A 14,654-nucleotide genomic window follows, 5' to 3' on the forward strand; every position below is an offset into this window, starting at 1 on the left:
GGCGAGAACTGCCCCGCGCAGACCGGCTCGGAAGGGACGAACGTCCTCCATCTGCCGTCCGCGCGCCGCCGATCGTCCTGACCCCCGCGACCGGGGTTCACTGGATCGTTCTGCCCGACACGCCCCGGCGTGTCGGGCAGAACGCTCCACCGAACTACCTCAGCGCACCTCGAACGCCGCCCGCAGCAGGTCCGCGTCCCGCGAGGAGCGGCCGACCAGCACGTCGAACCGCCCCGGCTCCACGACCCGCCGCCCGGCGGCGTCGACGATCGTGCAGTCCGCCACGGCCAGGTCCACGGTCACCTCGACCGACGACCCGGGCGCGACGTCCGCCTGCGCGTACGCCTTGAGCTCCTTGTCCGCCCAGGACACCGAGGTCACCGCGTCCGAGACGTAGAGCTGCACGGTCTCCCGCGCCGGCCGCGTCCCGGTGTTGGTCAGCGTCACGGTCGCCCGCACGGTGTCCCCCACCGCCGCCACCGACCGGTCGAGCCGCAGGTCCGCGTACTCGACGGTGGTGTACGACAGCCCCTCGCCGAACACGAACGCCGGCTCCTGGGTGAGGTCGGCGTACCGGTCGCCGTGCTGGCCGCGGATCTGGTTGTAGTACGTCGGCTGCTGCCCGGCGTGCCGGGCGAACGAGATCGGCAGCCGCCCGGACGGCTCGGTGAGCCCGAGCAGCACCTCGGCGACCGCCTGCCCGCCCTGCATGCCCGGGTTCGCGACCCAGAGCACCGCGTCGGCCGACGCGACCGACGGCGGCAGCACCAGCGGCTTGGACGCCAACAGCACCACGACCAGCGGCTTGCCGGTGGCGGCGAGCGCGTCGAGCAGCGCGACCTGCCCGCCGACCAGCTCGAGCGTCGCCGTCGACCGGCCCTCGCCCACGAGCTGGATCTGGTCGCCCACGACGGCCACCACGTAGTCCGCGTCCTCGGCGGCGGCCACGGCGTCGGCGACGAGCGCCGCGTCGGGCGGGCACGGAACGCCGATCTTCGGCCGCGGCTGGCCGTCCGGGTAGAGCTCTCCCGCCGGGTCCGGCACCAGGTCGAGGATGTCGGCGCCCCGGCTGTGCGACACGGCCCAGCCGACGGGCGCCGCGGCCCGCAGGCCGTCGAGGATCGTGACGATCATGTCCCGCGGGTGCCCGTCGGGCAGCCAGTCGGCCTGGCCGGAGTTGCCGGCCCAGTCGCCGAGGTGCGCCTCGTGGTCATCCGCGAGCGGGCCCACGACCGCCACGCGGCGCGGGGTGTCGTCGCCCCCCGAGGCCCGCAGCGCCCCGGGCGCCGGGACCCCGCCGCCGTCGGCCGCCCGCGCGGCGGCCCCCGGCACCCCCGCGAACCCGCCCGCCAGGGGCAGCACACCGGAGTTCCGCAGCAGCACCAGCGAGCGCCGCGCGACGTCGAGGTTGAGGTCCGCGTGCTCCGCCGCCCCCACGACGGTCGCCTGCGCCGAGGCGGACGGCCGGCGCGGGTCCTCGAACAGCCCCAGCCGGAACTTCAGCGTGAGGATGCGGCTCACGGCGGCGTCCAGCTCGGCCTCCGCGAGCAGCCCGGACTCGATGGCCTCGAGCGCCCCGGCGAAGAAGCCCGGCGTCGTCATGACCATGTCGTTGCCCGCCTTGACCGCGGCCGCGGCGGCGTGCGCGTAGTCGGGCTGGACCTTCTGCTCCCAGACCATGCGGCCGACGTTGTCCCAGTCGGTGATGAGGGTGCCGGTGTAGCCCCACTCGCCGCGGAGCACGTCGTTCAGCAGCCAGTCGTTGACCGTGATCGGCACGCCGTCCATCGTCTGGTAGCCCAGCATGAACGTGGCGCAGCCCTCGCGGGCGACCCGCTCGAACGGCGGCAGGAACCAGGACCGGAGCTTGCGCCGCGAGATGTCCGCCTCGGACGCGTCACGCCCGCCCTGGGTCTCGGAGTACCCCGCGAAGTGCTTGGCGGTCGCGAGGATCGCCGTGGGGTCGTCCAGGCCGGTGCCCTGGTAGCCGCGGACCATCGCGGAGGCGAGCTCGCCGATGAGGAACGGGTCCTCGCCGAACGTCTCGTCCACGCGGCCCCAGCGCAGGTCGCGGGCGATGCAGAGCACCGGGCTGAACGTCCAGTGCACGCCGGTGGTGGCGACCTCGCGGGCCGTGACCCGGGCGACCTGCTCGACGAGGTCGACGTCCCAGGACGCCGCCATGCCGAGCTGGGTCGGGAAGATCGTCGACCCCACGAAGAACGAGTGCCCGTGGATGCAGTCCTCGCCGACCAGCAGCGGGATGCGCAGCCGGGTCTCGGCCGTCAGGTCGTGGGCGTGCGCCAGCCGCTCGGGCGACGCGTGCAGGATCGACCCCACGTGCTTGTGCAGGATGTCGTCCGCGTAGTCGCCCCGGGCGTCGAGCTGGAGCATCTGCCCGACCTTCTCCTCGACGGTCATCCGGGCGAGCAGGTCCTGCACGCGGTCGGCGACGGGGAGGCCGGCGTCGAGGTAGCGGGCGTCGAGGGACGTGGCGTTCATCTGGTGGTCGATCCTTGCGTCGTGTGCGGGGTGACGGCGGTGACGCCGTCGGTGGTGTCGAGGCCCTTGCGCCGCATGGCGCGGGCGAGCTCTCCGGCGGAGCGCAGGCGTGGGTTGATGTACTCGTCGATGCCGAAGTTCAACAGTGCCAGGGCGACACCGATCGCGGCGATGCAGAGCCCGGGCGGCAGGAACCACCACCACTGGTTCTGGGTGAAGGCGCCCTGGGCCGAGGCCCAGTTCAGGATGGTGCCCCAGTTGTACGCGTTGACCGGGATGACGCCGATGTAGGACAGGGTGGTCAGGCCGAGGATCGCCGCGGTGACCGAGCCGACGAACGACGACGCGATCAGGGCGGTGAGGTTGGGCAGCATCTCGACCCCGATGATGCGGCGCAGCGGTTCGCCGTTGAGCTTCGCGGCCTGCACGAAGTCGCGGTTGCGCAGCGACATCGTCTGGGCCCGCAGCACGCGCGCGCCCCACCCCCAGCCGAGGATCCCGAGGATCGCGGCGACCACCCACAGCGGCGGGTTGGTGAACCGCGAGGCGATGATGATGAGGATCGGGATGCCCGGGATGACGAGGAAGACGTTCGCCAGGGCGGACAGCGCCTCGGACCGCCACCCCGGCAGGTAGCCGGCGAGGACCCCGATCACGAGGGCGATCGCCATCGAGATGAGCGACGTCAGGGCGCCGACGACGACCACGCCGCGGGTGCCGTAGATCACCTGGCTGAGGACGTCCTCGCCGAGGTGGGTGGTGCCGAACCAGTGCGTGCCGCTCGGCGGCTGCAGCCGGGCGGTCGCGTCGATCTGCGTCGGGGAGAACGGGGCGAGCTGGTCGGCGAAGACGGCGACGACCACGAACACCGCGAGGATCGACAGGCCGGTGACCGACTTGGCGTTGCGGAACATCGCGAACGACGCGCCGAGCCGGGCGCCGCGGCCCCGGAGGGTGAGGGGGGTGATCGACATCTCTCAGGCCTCCGACTGGCGGGTACGGGGATCGAGGACGGCGTAGGCGACGTCCGCCAGGATGTTGGCGACCAGGACGGCCAGCACGATCACCAGGAAGCCGCCCTGCATGAGCGCGTAGTCCTTGGCGTTCGTGGCGTCGAGGAGCATCTTGCCGACGCCCGGGTAGGAGAAGACCTGCTCGACGATGATCGCGCCGCCGACGATGAAGCCGATCGACAGGGCGAACGACTGGATCTGCGGCAGGACGGCGTTGCGCGCGGCGTAGCGCCACAGGACGCGCCGGTTCGGCATGCCCTTGGCCTGCGCGACGGTGACGTAGTCCTCGTCGAGGACCGTGAGCATCATGTTGCGCATCCCGAGCATCCAGCCGCCGAGCGAGGCGACGACGATCGTGGCCAGCGGCAGGGTCCCGTGCTTGACGACCTCCCCGAGGAACTCCCACGACAGGCCGGGCGTGGTGCCGATCCCGTAGGCCTTGCCGATGGGGAACCAGCCGAGCGTGACGGCGAAGACCGAGATCGCCATCAGCCCGATCCAGAAGTACGGGACGGTCGACAGGAACGTCGTGACCGGGATGAGGGCGTCCAGGCGCGACCCGCGGCGCCAGCCGACGACCGCTCCCCCGACGGTGCCGATCAGGAACGAGAGCACGGTCGCCAGCCCGATCAGGCCCACCGTCCACGGCAGCGCGTTCGCGATGACCTGGCCGACCGGCTGCAGGCCGTGCGTGATGGCGATGCCGAGGTCGCCGCGGGCGAGCATCCCCAGGTAGTCGACGTACTGCTGCCACAGCGTCCGGTCGGAGTCCAGGCCCAGCAGGGCGCGCAGCGCGTCGGCCGCCTCCGGGGACATCCCGCGGTTGCGGGCGAGGTAGTTGTCGACCGCGTCGCCCTTCATCAGGCGGGGCACGAAGAAGTTGATGGTGATCGCGGCCCACAGGGTGAACAGGTAGAACGCGACGCGCCGGCCGATGAACCGCCAGGGAACCCGTGCCCTGGTCCTCGTGGCCCGGGTCGCGGTCGTGCCGTCGGCGACCACGTCGGTCTCCGGGCTGCTGATGGTGGTCATCGCACACCTCCCACGTGGTCGGCGAAGAAGGACTCCGGGTCCGGGGACGCCTCGCGGAGCTCCCGGGTGTACGGGTGCTGCGGGCGCAGGATGACGTCGTCGGCCGAGCCGTGCTCGACGACCCGCCCCTGGTTGAGCACGATGATCTCGTCCGAGAAGTACCGGGCCGTGGCGAGGTCGTGGGTGATGTAGAGCACCCCGAGCCCGTCCTCGGCCTGGATGTCGGACAGCAGGGACAGCACCCCCATCCGCAGCGACACGTCGAGCATCGAGACCGGCTCGTCCGCGACGAGCAGGGCCGGGCGCGGTGCCAGGGCCCGGGCGATGGCGACCCGCTGGCGCTGGCCGCCGGACAGCTCGTGCGGCCGGCGGTCGACGACCCCGGCGTCGAGCTGGACCTTGTCCAGCAGGCGGTGCACCTCGGCGTCGACCTGGTCGGGCGGCACGACCCCGGAGAGCGCGAGCGGGCGCGCCACGTGGTGCCGGATCGAGTGGTAGGGGTTCAGCGACGCGAACGGGTCCTGGAAGACCATGCGCAGCTGCTGGCGGTAAGCGCGCAGCGCCGCGCCCCGGGTCGGGATCGGCTCGCCGTCGAGGAGCACCTGCCCGCTGGTGGGCCGCTCCATCTGGGTGAGGATCTTGGCGACGGTCGACTTGCCGGAGCCGGACTGACCCACCATGCCGATGGTCTGCCCGCTGGAGAGCGTGAACGACACGTCGGACAGCGCGTCGATGGATCCCGCGCCGCGGACGCGGTAGGTCTTGGAGACGCCCTGGACGTCGATCGAGGTCATCGGTTCACCGCCCGCTCGGCCGTCAGCCGGGGGAACGACGACAGCAGGGTCTTCGTGTAGTCGTGCTGCGGCCGGAACCAGATGTTCGCCGCGGTGTCGAGCTCGACGATCTGCCCGGCCCGCATGATCGCGATGCGGTCGGAGATCTCGAGCAGCAGCGGCAGGTCGTGCGTGATGAAGACGACCGAGAACCCGAAGGCCTCGCGCAGGCTCGTGATCTCCCGCAGGATCTCCCGCTGCACCAGCACGTCCAGCGCCGTCGTCGGCTCGTCCATGACGACGAGCTGCGGGCGCAGCGCGAGCGCCATGGCGATCATGATGCGCTGGCGCATCCCGCCGGACAGCTCGTGCGGGTAGCTCTTGATCCGGGCCGCGCCGACCTTGACGATCTCGAGCAGCTCGGCGACGGCGGCGGTGCGCTCGGACCGGGACATCGCGGGCCGGTGCACCTCGAAGACGTCGGCGAGCTGGGCACCGACCGTCGCCACCGGGTTCAGCGCGCTCATCGCGCCCTGGAACACCATCGAGATCTTGTCCCACCGGAACGCCCGCAGCGCGGCGGCGTCCAGCGCGAGGAGGTCGGTGTCGGTGCCGTCGGCGTCGTGCCAGGTGACGGACCCGCCGGGGATCACGGCCGGGGGCTTGAGCAGGCGCTGGACGCCGTAGGCGAGGGTGGTCTTGCCGCAGCCGGACTCGCCGGCGAGCCCGAGGACCTCGCCCCGGTGGACGGTGAGGGACACGTCCCGGACCGCGTCCACGGGTGCGGCGGTCTCGTACCGGACCGAGAAGTCCCGGACCGACAGGAGGGGGTCGCTCATCTGGGGGGTCTCCTTGCGTGGGGGTGCCAGGGGCGGCGGTGCCGCCGCCCCTGGCACCGGGATCACTCGGCGGGCTCGAGGGTGCTCAGGACGAGGGCGACCTCGGGCTGGGTCGGGTCGGCCGAGGCGTACATGTCCTCCTCGGACGGCCAGCCGGTGTAGCTGCGCTCGTTGAACAGGCCCAGCAGCGGGTGCGAGCCCAGCGGGATCGCCGGGACGTCCCGGACGAACGCCTGCTGCAGCGTGGTCATCGCGGCGGCACGGTCGGCGTCGTTGTCGGTGCTCGCGTAGGTGTTCAGCGCCGCGTCGACCTCGGGGTCGCTGTACCGCCCGAAGTTGAAGTCGGCGTTCTCGACGCCGGCGTCGTCGGTCGTGATCCAGCGGGTGCCCATGATCGAGTCGTAGACGCCCCAGGCGCCCTCGCCGTCGAGCCAGTGGATGATCGCGTCGAAGTTGCCCGTCTTGCGGGCCTCGTCCCAGCCGCCCCAGTCGGGCTGGTCGATCGTGACCTCGATGCCGAGCTCCTTCATCTGCTCGGAGAGCAGCGCCTGCTCGGTGTTCCAGTCGGTCCACCCGGCCGGGACCGAGATCGAGAACGTGACCGGCTCGCCGTCGGGGTCCACCAGCTTGTCCCCGACACCCGTGTAGCCGGCGTCCTCCAGGATGGACTGCGCCTTGTCGAGGTCGACCTCGTAGGTCTCGCCCGCGAACTCGTCGACGACGTCCTGCTCCAGCGACGGGCCGAGGCCGGTCACCGAGTCGACGACGGCCGAGGCGCCCTCCCGGGCGATCTCGACGTAGGCCTCGCGGTCGACGGTCCACGCCAGCGCCTGGCGCAGCGCGACGTCGTCGAAGGGCTTGCGGGTCAGGTTGAGGAACAGCGTCCCCGCGCCGGCGGTCGGGGTGACCAGGTAGCGGTTGGCCGGGTCCTTGTCGAGGAAGGTCTCCTGGACCTGCGGGAGGAACGCCTGCGCCCAGTCCGCCTCGCCGGTGCTGAGGGCCGTGGCCAGCGCGGAGTTGTCGCCGTAGGAGACGTAGTGCAGCTCGGGGACCGCCAGCTCGCCGTCCCAGTAGTCCGGGTTGGCCGTGAGCGTCACGGACTCCGTCGACCAGTTCGACAGCACGTAGGGGCCGGTCCCGATGGCCTCGCCCTCGCCCGTCAGGGCCGCGGTCGAGGGGTCGTCGAGGGTGTCCCAGATGTGCTTCGGGACGATCGGGACGTGCAGCACCGTGCCCCGCTTGACGAACTTGGAGTTGCCGAACTTCAGCGTCGCGGAGTCCCCGTCGACGTCGGCGCCCAGGTAGTCCAGCGCGGCGGTGTCGGTGAGCCGGCCGTCGAGGTACATGTCGAACGTGCCGACGATGTCGTCGATCGTGAACGGCTCGCCGTCGTGCCACGTCACCCCCTCGCGGGCCGTGACGGTGAGCTCGGTGTAGTCGGCGTTCCACTCCACGCTGGACGCGAGCCGCGGGGTGACGACGGTCGGGTCCGCGGTGTTGACCAGGGCCATGGTCTCGAACATGGCGTAGCGGTAGCCGTACATGCTGGCCGAGCTGTCCCCGAGGAACGGGTTGTTCGACTCGGTGGTGATGGCGCCGTCGGGCTTGGCGATGGTCAGCGCGGCACCGGAGCCGCCGGTCGAGCTGCTCTCCCCGCCCCCCGACTCTCCGGAGCAGGCCGTCAGCGCCAGCGCGGCGGCCAGGCCGAGCGCGATCGCCGGGAACTTCACCCTCATGGTTTCTCCTTCGAAACGAGACGCCCGGCCGGGCGTCTGTGAGGTCGCGCCGCGTCGTCGCGATCGCGCTGGCCGGAACGTTACTACACTGTCAGTAAGTTCTTTCCAGCCCTCCGGCGGAGCCGTGACCAAGTCGTGACCCGGGGGGTCGGCGGCGCGGTCGGCGCCACTAGGGTTGGCCGCGCGCCGAGAGGCGCCACACGAGGATGTGAGGAACGGATGAGCACGACGAGGCGCGCCCCGCGGGCCCGGCCGGAGACCCTGGCCAAGCGCACCGAGATCCTCCGTGCCGCCACCGCCACCTTCGGGGCCAAGGGGTACAACCGGGGCCCGCTCACGGAGATCGCCGACCAGGTCGGCATGACGCACGCGGGGATCCTGCACCACTTCGGGTCCAAGGACCAGCTCCTCGTGGAGGTCCTCAAGTACCGCGACCGCACCGACGTCGAGGGCCTGCAGGACCAGCGGATGCCGGACGGGCTGGACCGGTTCCGGCACCTGGTGCGCACCGCGTTCGCCAACGAGAGCCGCCACGGCATCGTCCAGGCCTACGCGGTGCTGTCCGCGGAGTCGGTGACCGAGGACCACCCCGGGCGGGCGTACTTCGAGGAGCGGTACCGCACCCTGCGCCAGGACCTCCGCGACGCGTTCGAGGACGTCTGCGCCGAGCGCGGGATCACCGTGCCCGAGACGGTCGACCGCGCCGCCGCGTCGATCCTCGCCGTGATGGACGGGCTGCAGGTGCAGTGGCTGCTGGCGCGGGACGACGTGGAGCTCGCGGAGGCGAGCGCGTTCGCGATCGAGGCGCTGGTGTCGGCGGTGCTGGACCCGCGGCCGTCGCTGCTGGGCGGGGCGGGGTCGGGCGGCGCGGCAGGGTCGGGCACTGGCACGGGGTCGGGTGGCGGGGCCGCCGCCGGCGCCGGGACCGCCGGGGCGTGACGCACCCGGCCGCACCCGAGCCGCCGGGAACAAAGCGGGCGGCCCGCTCGTCGTTGCTGGCATGACGACACCGACCCCCGCCGGCGCCGGCCCCGCGGGCCCCTCGCCGACCGAGGGCCTCGCCGCCGAGATCGCCGCGGGCGAGCGCACCGACTCCGGCGCGCACCGTGCGCTGGCCCGGCTGCGCGAGCGGCTCGACAGCCGGCCGTGGCTGCGGCTGACCTACAAGGTCGTCGTGACCGTCGTCGGCGTGACCGTGGTGCTCGCGGGCATCGCGATGCTCGTGCTGCCCGGGCCGGGCTGGCTCGCGATCTTCCTCGGGCTCGGCATTTTGGGCACCGAGTTCGCCGTGATCCAGCGGTTCAACCACCGGCTCAAGGCGCTGGTGCTGCGGACCTGGCACGCGTTCCGCGAGCGCCGGGCCCGGCGGGCGGCCGCGCGCCGCGGGTCCTCCGCGGCCTGACCAGGGGCGCGCGCCCACGGTCCCCACCCGATCGTCCCGCGGCCACCCGGTCGATCAGGGGGCGGCGCGACGACCGGGTGGGGATCAGCCCGCCTCGTTGCCGCAGGCGTCCGCCGGGTCGACGACCGGGTTCTGCGCCTGCAGCCGGTTCTCGGGGTCCAGGGCGCCGAGCACCGCGAGCGCGATCGCGTCGAGCTGCTCGACCTGCTCCGCCGTCAGCCGGTCCACGACCAGCCGGCGCACCTCTCCCACGTGCGACGGCGCCGTGGCCACGACCTTCCGCCAGCCCTCCTCGGTGAGCGTGGCGAGCGTCGCGCGCCGGTCCCCCTCGTCGCGGGTGCGGGTGAGGAACCCGCGGGCCTCGAGCCGGGCCGCGACGTGCGACAGCCGGGGCAGCGTGGCGTTGGTGCTGGCCGCGAGCCCGCTCATCCGCAGCGTGCGGTCGGGCGCCTCGGACAGCTTGGCGAGCACCAGGTAGTCGTAGTGCGACAGGTCGGCGTCGCGCTGCAGCTGGTGGTCGAGCGCGGCGGGCAGCAGCTCCGCGACGGCCTCGAGGCGCATCCAGGCCTGCAACTCGCGTGCGCTCAGCCAGCGGGTGTCGTCGGTCATGCCGGACATCCTAGCGAATGGTTGACGCTTCAACCTCGGTGTCGTACGTTGGTTGAAGCGACAACATGTCGGTTGCCGCGGAGCGACCCATCGAGGAGCAGACATGACCAGCGTGACCATCATCGGGGCGGGCACCATCGGCGGCGCGGTGGCGCGTCTGGCGCTCAAGGCCGGCGCCGACGTGCAGGTGCTCGCCCGCGACGCGGCGAAGGCCGCCGCCGTGGACCCGGCCGTGACCGCCGGCACCGTGGGCGACGCCGTGACCGGCGACGTCGTCGTGCTCGCCCTCCCCTACCCGGCGCTCGCCGAGGTGGCGGCGCAGTACCCCGACGGCTTCGCCGGCCGCGTGGTCGTCGAGACCACCAACCCCGTCGACTTCGCGACCTTCGACTCCCTGGTCGTGCCCGCCGGCTCGTCGGCGACGGCGGAGCTCGCCGCGCTGCTGCCCGAGGCCCGGGTGCTGAAGGCGTTCAGCACCAACTTCGCCGCGACGCTGGCCTCCGGCACGGTCGGCGCCCTGCCGACGACGGTGCTGATCGCGGGCGACGACGCGGACGCCAAGGCCGCGGTGGCCGGCGTCGTCGAGGGCGGCGGCCTGCGCGCCGTCGACGCGGGCTCGCTGAAGCGGGCGCACGAGCTCGAGGCGCTCGGCTTCCTGCAGATGACGCTGGCCGCCGCGGAGCAGACCTCCTGGACGTCCGGCTTCGCCCTGGAGCGCTGAGCGTGACCGCTCACACGCTCGCGGTCGACCCCGCGGCGGCCCGGTGGGCGGCGACGCCCGGTGCCGGGCGCCCGGGGCCGGACGCGCCGCTGCTCGTGCTGCTGCACGGCTACGGCTCGCACGAGGGCGACCTGCTCGGGCTCGCCCCGCACCTGCCCGGTGGCCTGGCCCTGGCCGCGCCGCGGGGGCCGCTGCTCGGCGGGCCGGGGTTCGCGTGGGCGCCGCTGGCGACCCCGGGGCGCCCGGACCCGGCGCGCGTCCGAGCGGGCGCCGACGCGCTGCTGGCGTGGCTGGACGGCGACGCCCGCGTCGGGGACCGGCCGGTCGCGGTGCTCGGGTTCTCCCAGGGCGGGCTCATGGCGACGCAGCTGCTCCGCGCGCGGCCGGACCGGTTCGCGGCGGCGGTCGTGCTGTCGGGGTTCGCGCTGGACGCCGAGGAGCCGGGCGACACGGCGCTGGCCGCGCGCGACCCGCGGGTGCCGGTGCTGCTCGGCCACGGCGACGCGGACCCGGTGATCCCGCCGGACGCCACGACGCGGACGGCCGCGTGGCTGGCGTCGCACGCGGCGCTGGAGCACCACGAGTACCCCGGCCTGGCCCACGGCATCGACGCCCGCGTCCTGGCGGACGTCGCGGCGTTCCTCTCCCGCACCCTGCCGGTGGACTGACGCCGAGGTCGAGGGTTCCCCGCCGAGGTCGAGGGTTCCGGGCGGCTCCGGGCGGGCGACCCCTCGACCTCGACGTCCGATAAACGCGTGACCCGCGGGGGGTGGGGGTGGGAGCGTTCTGCTCACCGCGCGGTGAGTCCCGGGGCCCGGCCAGGCCCCTCCCGGAACGTTCGAAGGACCCACCCACCATGCACCCCACCGGCACGTTCGACCTGATCCAGGCCGACCACCGCGAGCGCATCGAGACCGCCCGCCTCCTGTCCCGGCACGCCGCCCGGCGCGCCGCGGTCAGACCCGACGGCGAGACCCGCGGTCGACCGCCGGAACGCCTCCGGCAGCTGCGCCTGCGGGCCCTGCTGCCGGCGACGACCACCGTCGCCGCGATCCGCTGACCGGGCCGGCCGGAGTGCCGACCCCGGCGGCGCACCGCCGCCCGCACCACACCGGTGGGCCCGCCGGACGCACCCGTCCGGCGGGCTCACCCGTACCCTGAGCGGGTGAGCACCCTGAACAACGGCAACGGCAAGGCCGACCGGATCGTCTGGATCGACTGCGAGATGACCGGCCTGGACTCCGTCCAGGACGCGCTCGTCGAGGTCGCGGCCGTCGTCACCGACTCCGAGCTCAACGTCCTCGGCGAGGGCGTCGACGTGATCATCGCCCCGCCCGCCGAGTCCCTGGCGCAGATGGGCGACTTCGTCCGCGACATGCACACGAGCTCCGGCCTGCTCGACGCGCTCGCGGCCGGCACCACGCTCGAGGACGCGCAGGCCCAGGTGCTCGCGTACGTCCGCGAGCACGTGCCCGAGCCCGGCAAGGCCCCGCTCGCCGGCAACTCGGTCGGGACCGACAAGGTGTTCCTCGACCGGGACATGCCCGAGCTCGTCGGCCACCTGCACTACCGGATCATCGACGTCTCCTCCATCAAGGAGCTCGCGCGCCGCTGGTACCCGCGGGTGTACTTCTCCTCCCCGAAGAAGCAGGGCGGGCACCGCGCGCTCGCCGACATCCTGGAGAGCATCGACGAGCTGCGGTACTACCGTGCGGCGCTGCTCGTCCCGCAGCCGGGCCCCGACTCCAAGGCGGCGAAGGCGATCGCGACGCAGATCGAGGCGACCTCGGTGGCCGCCGCGCACCGCGGCACCACCGCCACGTCCTGAGGACCCCTCGGGACCCGGTATGCTTGTCGACGGCCCCGGAGGTCTCCTCCGGGCATGGTGGCTATAGCTCAGGTGGTAGAGCGCCTGGTTGTGGTCCAGGAGGTCGCGGGTTCAAGTCCCGTTAGCCACCCCAGCACGAAGGGCGCCGCTCCCCCGGGAGCGGCGCCCTTCGTCGTGCGCGGCGCGCCGAGCGCGCGCCGGCGTCAGAGCCGGCGGGTGATCGCGTCCGCGAAGCGGTCGACCGCCTCCGGGGCCTGCGCGAAGAAGAAGCTCGGCTCGATGAGCTCGAGCTCCAGGACGACGGGGTTGCCCTGGTCGTCCGGGATCAGGTCGACGCGGGTGTACGCGAGCGGCTGCTCGACGCCCTGGATGAGGTCCGGGAGGGCGTCGACGACCCGCTGCCCCAGCGCGAGCTCCGCCTCGGAGGCCTCGCGCGGGGTCATGACCTCCTCCTTGTAGAGCACGCCGTCGGTCTCGCCCTCGCGGTACGGGCCCTCGAGCAGCGGGGCCTTGCGCACGGCGTGCGACAGCTTCCCGTCGAAGTACACCAGCGCGGTCTCGCCGACGGTGTCGACCTGCTTGAGGTAGCGCTGCACCATGACGTGCCGGCCGTCGTCGAGCAGGCGCTTCACGTGCTGGATCGCGAGCGCGCGGGACGGGGTCTCGTCCGCCGCGTACCGCCCCGTGTCGCGGGAGCCGGCGCTCACGGTCGGCTTGATGACGAAGTCGCCGAAGGCGGGGAACCGGGTGTGGATCGCGCGGGCGTTGAAGTTCCGGGCCGGGTCCATCCAGATGGTCGGCACGATCGGCAGGCCCGCGGCCTCCATCGCCCGCTGGTAGATCTTGTCGATGTTCCAGGTCAGCACCTGCGCGGGGTTGATCAGGCGCGACGCCTGAGCGACGCGCTGCGTCCACCAGCGGAAGTCGCGCGGGCGCTCGGTGTAGTCCCAGGTGGAGCGGACCACGACGGCGTCGTACGACGACCAGTCGACGTCGGCGGCGTTCCAGACGGGCGACTCGACCTCCAGGCCGCGGTCCCGCAGCGCCGTCACGAGCGGCGCGTCGTCGGGGTCGAGGTCCGGGAGGGCGGCGCAGGTGGCGAGGGCGATGCGAGTGGTCACCCTGGGCAGACTACCCACGCGCTCCGGCGGACGGCTCGTGCTCCTGCGCCGGGGCGCCCGGGACCGCGTCCTGCGCCCCGTCGACCAGCCGGTGCAGGGCGGCGACGACGCGCGGCGCGTCCAGCTCCCCGACGACCTGGTCCCCCTCGTGCACCGGGACCCGGCCGGTCGGCTCGGCGGCCAGCGCGGCGAACGCCTCGTCCAGCGGGTCGCCCACCCGCAGCGCCGCGGCCCGCGCCCGGCCGTTCGCCGAGGCGGGGCCCGCTCCCCCGACGGGCAGCAGGTCGCGCCGCTCGACGCGGCCCAGGGCGAGCAGCCGGACCGCCGCCCCGGTGCCGACCAGGTCGGCGACCGCCGGGCTCGCCGGGGCGGCGAGGAGCCGCACCGGGTCCGAGAGCTGCTCGAGGTGCCCGCCGCGGCTCAGGACCGCCACGCGGTCGGCGAGCCGCACGGCCTCGTCCACGTCGTGGGTGACGAGCATCACGGTGGTGCCGAGCTCGGCCTGGATGCGGCGGAACTCGGTCTGCAGCCGGCGGCGGCCGACCGGGTCCACGGCACCGAACGGCTCGTCCATCAGCAGCACGGGCGGGTCGGTCGCGAGGGCCCGGGCGACGCCGACGCGCTGCCGCTCGCCGCCGGACAGCTCGTGCGGGTAGCGGCGCGCGTACCGGTCCGGCGCCAGGCCGACCAGCTCCAGCAGCTCCCCGGTGCGGGCGCGGGTGCGCCGCTTGTCCCAGCCGAGCAGCCGCGGCACGGTGCCGACGTTCTGCTCGACGGTGCGGTGCGGGAACAGGCCGACGTTCTGGATCACGTAGCCGATCCGGCGGCGGAGGGCGACGGCGTCCACGTCGGTCACGTCCTCGCCGTCGAGCAGGATCCGGCCCGAGGTGGGCTCGACGAGGCGGTTGGCCATCCGCAGCGTGGTCGACTTGCCGCAGCCGGACGGCCCGACGAGCGCGAGCAGCTCGTGCTCCCGCACCTCGAGCGACAGGTCGCCGACCGCGACGGTGCCGTCGGCGTACGCCTTGCGGACGTGGTCGAACGCGATCGCGGTGGCCATGCCGACGACCGTACCCGC

15 protein-coding genes and 1 tRNA gene are annotated in these 14,654 nt (G+C 73.4%); 7 read left to right on the top strand and 9 right to left on the bottom strand.

The annotated features are described in order from the left end of the window. Positions 1–159: 159 nt before the first annotated feature. The 6 genes from FS882_RS14370 to FS882_RS14395 form a co-directional block, all read right to left on the bottom strand. The gene (locus FS882_RS14370) at positions 160–2,502 is read right to left on the bottom strand and encodes a glycoside hydrolase family 3 N-terminal domain-containing protein (RefSeq protein ID WP_158373858.1); all 2,343 of its coding nucleotides are present in this window, start codon (positions 2,500–2,502) and stop codon (positions 160–162) included. Next, a complete protein-coding gene (locus FS882_RS14375; protein WP_158373860.1) occupies positions 2,499–3,476 on the bottom strand; it encodes an ABC transporter permease in 978 nt (325 codons plus the stop codon). Before FS882_RS14375 ends, FS882_RS14370 begins: the two co-directional genes overlap by 4 nt. A gap of 3 nt (positions 3,477–3,479) precedes the next feature. Then, positions 3,480–4,547: an ABC transporter permease gene (locus FS882_RS14380; protein ID WP_158373862.1), complete on the bottom strand. Its 1,068-nt coding sequence runs from the start codon at positions 4,545–4,547 to the stop codon at positions 3,480–3,482. Continuing rightward, entirely contained in the window at positions 4,544–5,341 is a 798-nt protein-coding gene (locus FS882_RS14385; RefSeq protein WP_158373864.1) for an ABC transporter ATP-binding protein, read from the bottom strand. The genes FS882_RS14380 and FS882_RS14385 overlap by 4 nt, the downstream gene beginning before the upstream one ends. Then, complete coding sequence (locus tag FS882_RS14390; protein WP_158373866.1) at positions 5,338–6,159, bottom strand: ABC transporter ATP-binding protein; 822 nt, start codon at positions 6,157–6,159, stop codon at positions 5,338–5,340. The genes FS882_RS14385 and FS882_RS14390 overlap by 4 nt, the downstream gene beginning before the upstream one ends. Positions 6,160–6,221: 62 nt before the next feature. Beyond that, positions 6,222–7,895, bottom strand: coding sequence for an ABC transporter substrate-binding protein (locus tag FS882_RS14395; protein ID WP_158373868.1), 1,674 nt, complete (start codon positions 7,893–7,895; stop codon positions 6,222–6,224). Positions 7,896–8,114: 219 nt separating this feature from the next. Here FS882_RS14395 and FS882_RS14400 point away from each other — a divergent pair, with 219 nt between their 5' ends. Next, entirely contained in the window at positions 8,115–8,834 is a 720-nt protein-coding gene (locus tag FS882_RS14400; RefSeq protein ID WP_158373870.1) for a TetR/AcrR family transcriptional regulator, read from the top strand. Positions 8,835–8,895: 61 nt separating this feature from the next. Then, positions 8,896–9,297, top strand: coding sequence for a PGPGW domain-containing protein (locus FS882_RS14405; RefSeq protein WP_158373872.1), 402 nt, complete (start codon positions 8,896–8,898; stop codon positions 9,295–9,297). A gap of 84 nt (positions 9,298–9,381) precedes the next feature. On the opposite strand, the gene FS882_RS14410 is transcribed toward FS882_RS14405, so the two are convergent. Continuing rightward, the gene (locus FS882_RS14410) at positions 9,382–9,906 is read right to left on the bottom strand and encodes a MarR family winged helix-turn-helix transcriptional regulator (RefSeq protein ID WP_158373874.1); all 525 of its coding nucleotides are present in this window, start codon (positions 9,904–9,906) and stop codon (positions 9,382–9,384) included. Between the two features lie 103 nt (positions 9,907–10,009). Here FS882_RS14410 and FS882_RS14415 point away from each other — a divergent pair, with 103 nt between their 5' ends. The 5 genes from FS882_RS14415 to FS882_RS14435 all read left to right on the top strand — a co-directional run bounded on the left by FS882_RS14415 (position 10,010) and on the right by FS882_RS14435 (position 12,588). Next, positions 10,010–10,627, top strand: coding sequence for an NADPH-dependent F420 reductase (locus FS882_RS14415; RefSeq protein ID WP_158373876.1), 618 nt, complete (start codon positions 10,010–10,012; stop codon positions 10,625–10,627). Positions 10,628–10,629: 2 nt separating this feature from the next. After that, on the top strand, positions 10,630–11,295 hold the full coding sequence (locus tag FS882_RS14420; RefSeq protein ID WP_158373878.1) for an alpha/beta hydrolase: 666 nt from the start codon (positions 10,630–10,632) through the stop codon (positions 11,293–11,295). Positions 11,296–11,483: 188 nt separating this feature from the next. Next, the gene (locus FS882_RS14425; RefSeq protein ID WP_154727928.1) at positions 11,484–11,687 is read left to right on the top strand and encodes a hypothetical protein; all 204 of its coding nucleotides are present in this window, start codon (positions 11,484–11,486) and stop codon (positions 11,685–11,687) included. A gap of 105 nt (positions 11,688–11,792) precedes the next feature. Next, positions 11,793–12,455: an oligoribonuclease gene (gene orn, locus FS882_RS14430; RefSeq protein WP_262348310.1), complete on the top strand. Its 663-nt coding sequence runs from the start codon at positions 11,793–11,795 to the stop codon at positions 12,453–12,455. Between the two features lie 57 nt (positions 12,456–12,512). Continuing rightward, a tRNA-His gene (locus FS882_RS14435) sits at positions 12,513–12,588 on the top strand. 70 nt (positions 12,589–12,658) lie between these two features. On the opposite strand, the gene FS882_RS14440 is transcribed toward FS882_RS14435, so the two are convergent. Both FS882_RS14440 and FS882_RS14445 read right to left on the bottom strand, forming a co-directional pair. Beyond that, a complete protein-coding gene (locus tag FS882_RS14440) occupies positions 12,659–13,576 on the bottom strand; it encodes a hypothetical protein (RefSeq protein WP_316043646.1) in 918 nt (305 codons plus the stop codon). Between the two features lie 10 nt (positions 13,577–13,586). Continuing rightward, positions 13,587–14,636, bottom strand: coding sequence for an ABC transporter ATP-binding protein (locus FS882_RS14445; RefSeq protein WP_158373880.1), 1,050 nt, complete (start codon positions 14,634–14,636; stop codon positions 13,587–13,589). Between the last annotated feature and the right edge of the window lie 18 nt (positions 14,637–14,654).

Origin of the sequence: Cellulosimicrobium cellulans (genome assembly GCF_007679345.1) — a bacterium.
GTDB lineage: Bacteria > Actinomycetota > Actinomycetes > Actinomycetales > Cellulomonadaceae > Cellulomonas > Cellulomonas cellulans_A.

Coding starts and splice junctions, on each gene's coding strand:
- FS882_RS14410 (WP_158373874.1), bottom strand. CDS start 9,906: ATGACCGACGACACCCGCTGGCTGAGCGCACGCGAGTTGCAGGCCTGG.
- FS882_RS14395 (WP_158373868.1), bottom strand. CDS start 7,895: ATGAGGGTGAAGTTCCCGGCGATCGCGCTCGGCCTGGCCGCCGCGCTG.
- FS882_RS14380 (WP_158373862.1), bottom strand. CDS start 4,547: ATGACCACCATCAGCAGCCCGGAGACCGACGTGGTCGCCGACGGCACG.
- FS882_RS14400 (WP_158373870.1), top strand. CDS start 8,115: ATGAGCACGACGAGGCGCGCCCCGCGGGCCCGGCCGGAGACCCTGGCC.
- FS882_RS14375 (WP_158373860.1), bottom strand. CDS start 3,476: ATGTCGATCACCCCCCTCACCCTCCGGGGCCGCGGCGCCCGGCTCGGC.
- FS882_RS14370 (WP_158373858.1), bottom strand. CDS start 2,502: ATGAACGCCACGTCCCTCGACGCCCGCTACCTCGACGCCGGCCTCCCC.
- FS882_RS14445 (WP_158373880.1), bottom strand. CDS start 14,636: ATGGCCACCGCGATCGCGTTCGACCACGTCCGCAAGGCGTACGCCGAC.
- FS882_RS14415 (WP_158373876.1), top strand. CDS start 10,010: ATGACCAGCGTGACCATCATCGGGGCGGGCACCATCGGCGGCGCGGTG.
- FS882_RS14385 (WP_158373864.1), bottom strand. CDS start 5,341: ATGACCTCGATCGACGTCCAGGGCGTCTCCAAGACCTACCGCGTCCGC.
- FS882_RS14405 (WP_158373872.1), top strand. CDS start 8,896: ATGACGACACCGACCCCCGCCGGCGCCGGCCCCGCGGGCCCCTCGCCG.
- FS882_RS14390 (WP_158373866.1), bottom strand. CDS start 6,159: ATGAGCGACCCCCTCCTGTCGGTCCGGGACTTCTCGGTCCGGTACGAG.
- FS882_RS14425 (WP_154727928.1), top strand. CDS start 11,484: ATGCACCCCACCGGCACGTTCGACCTGATCCAGGCCGACCACCGCGAG.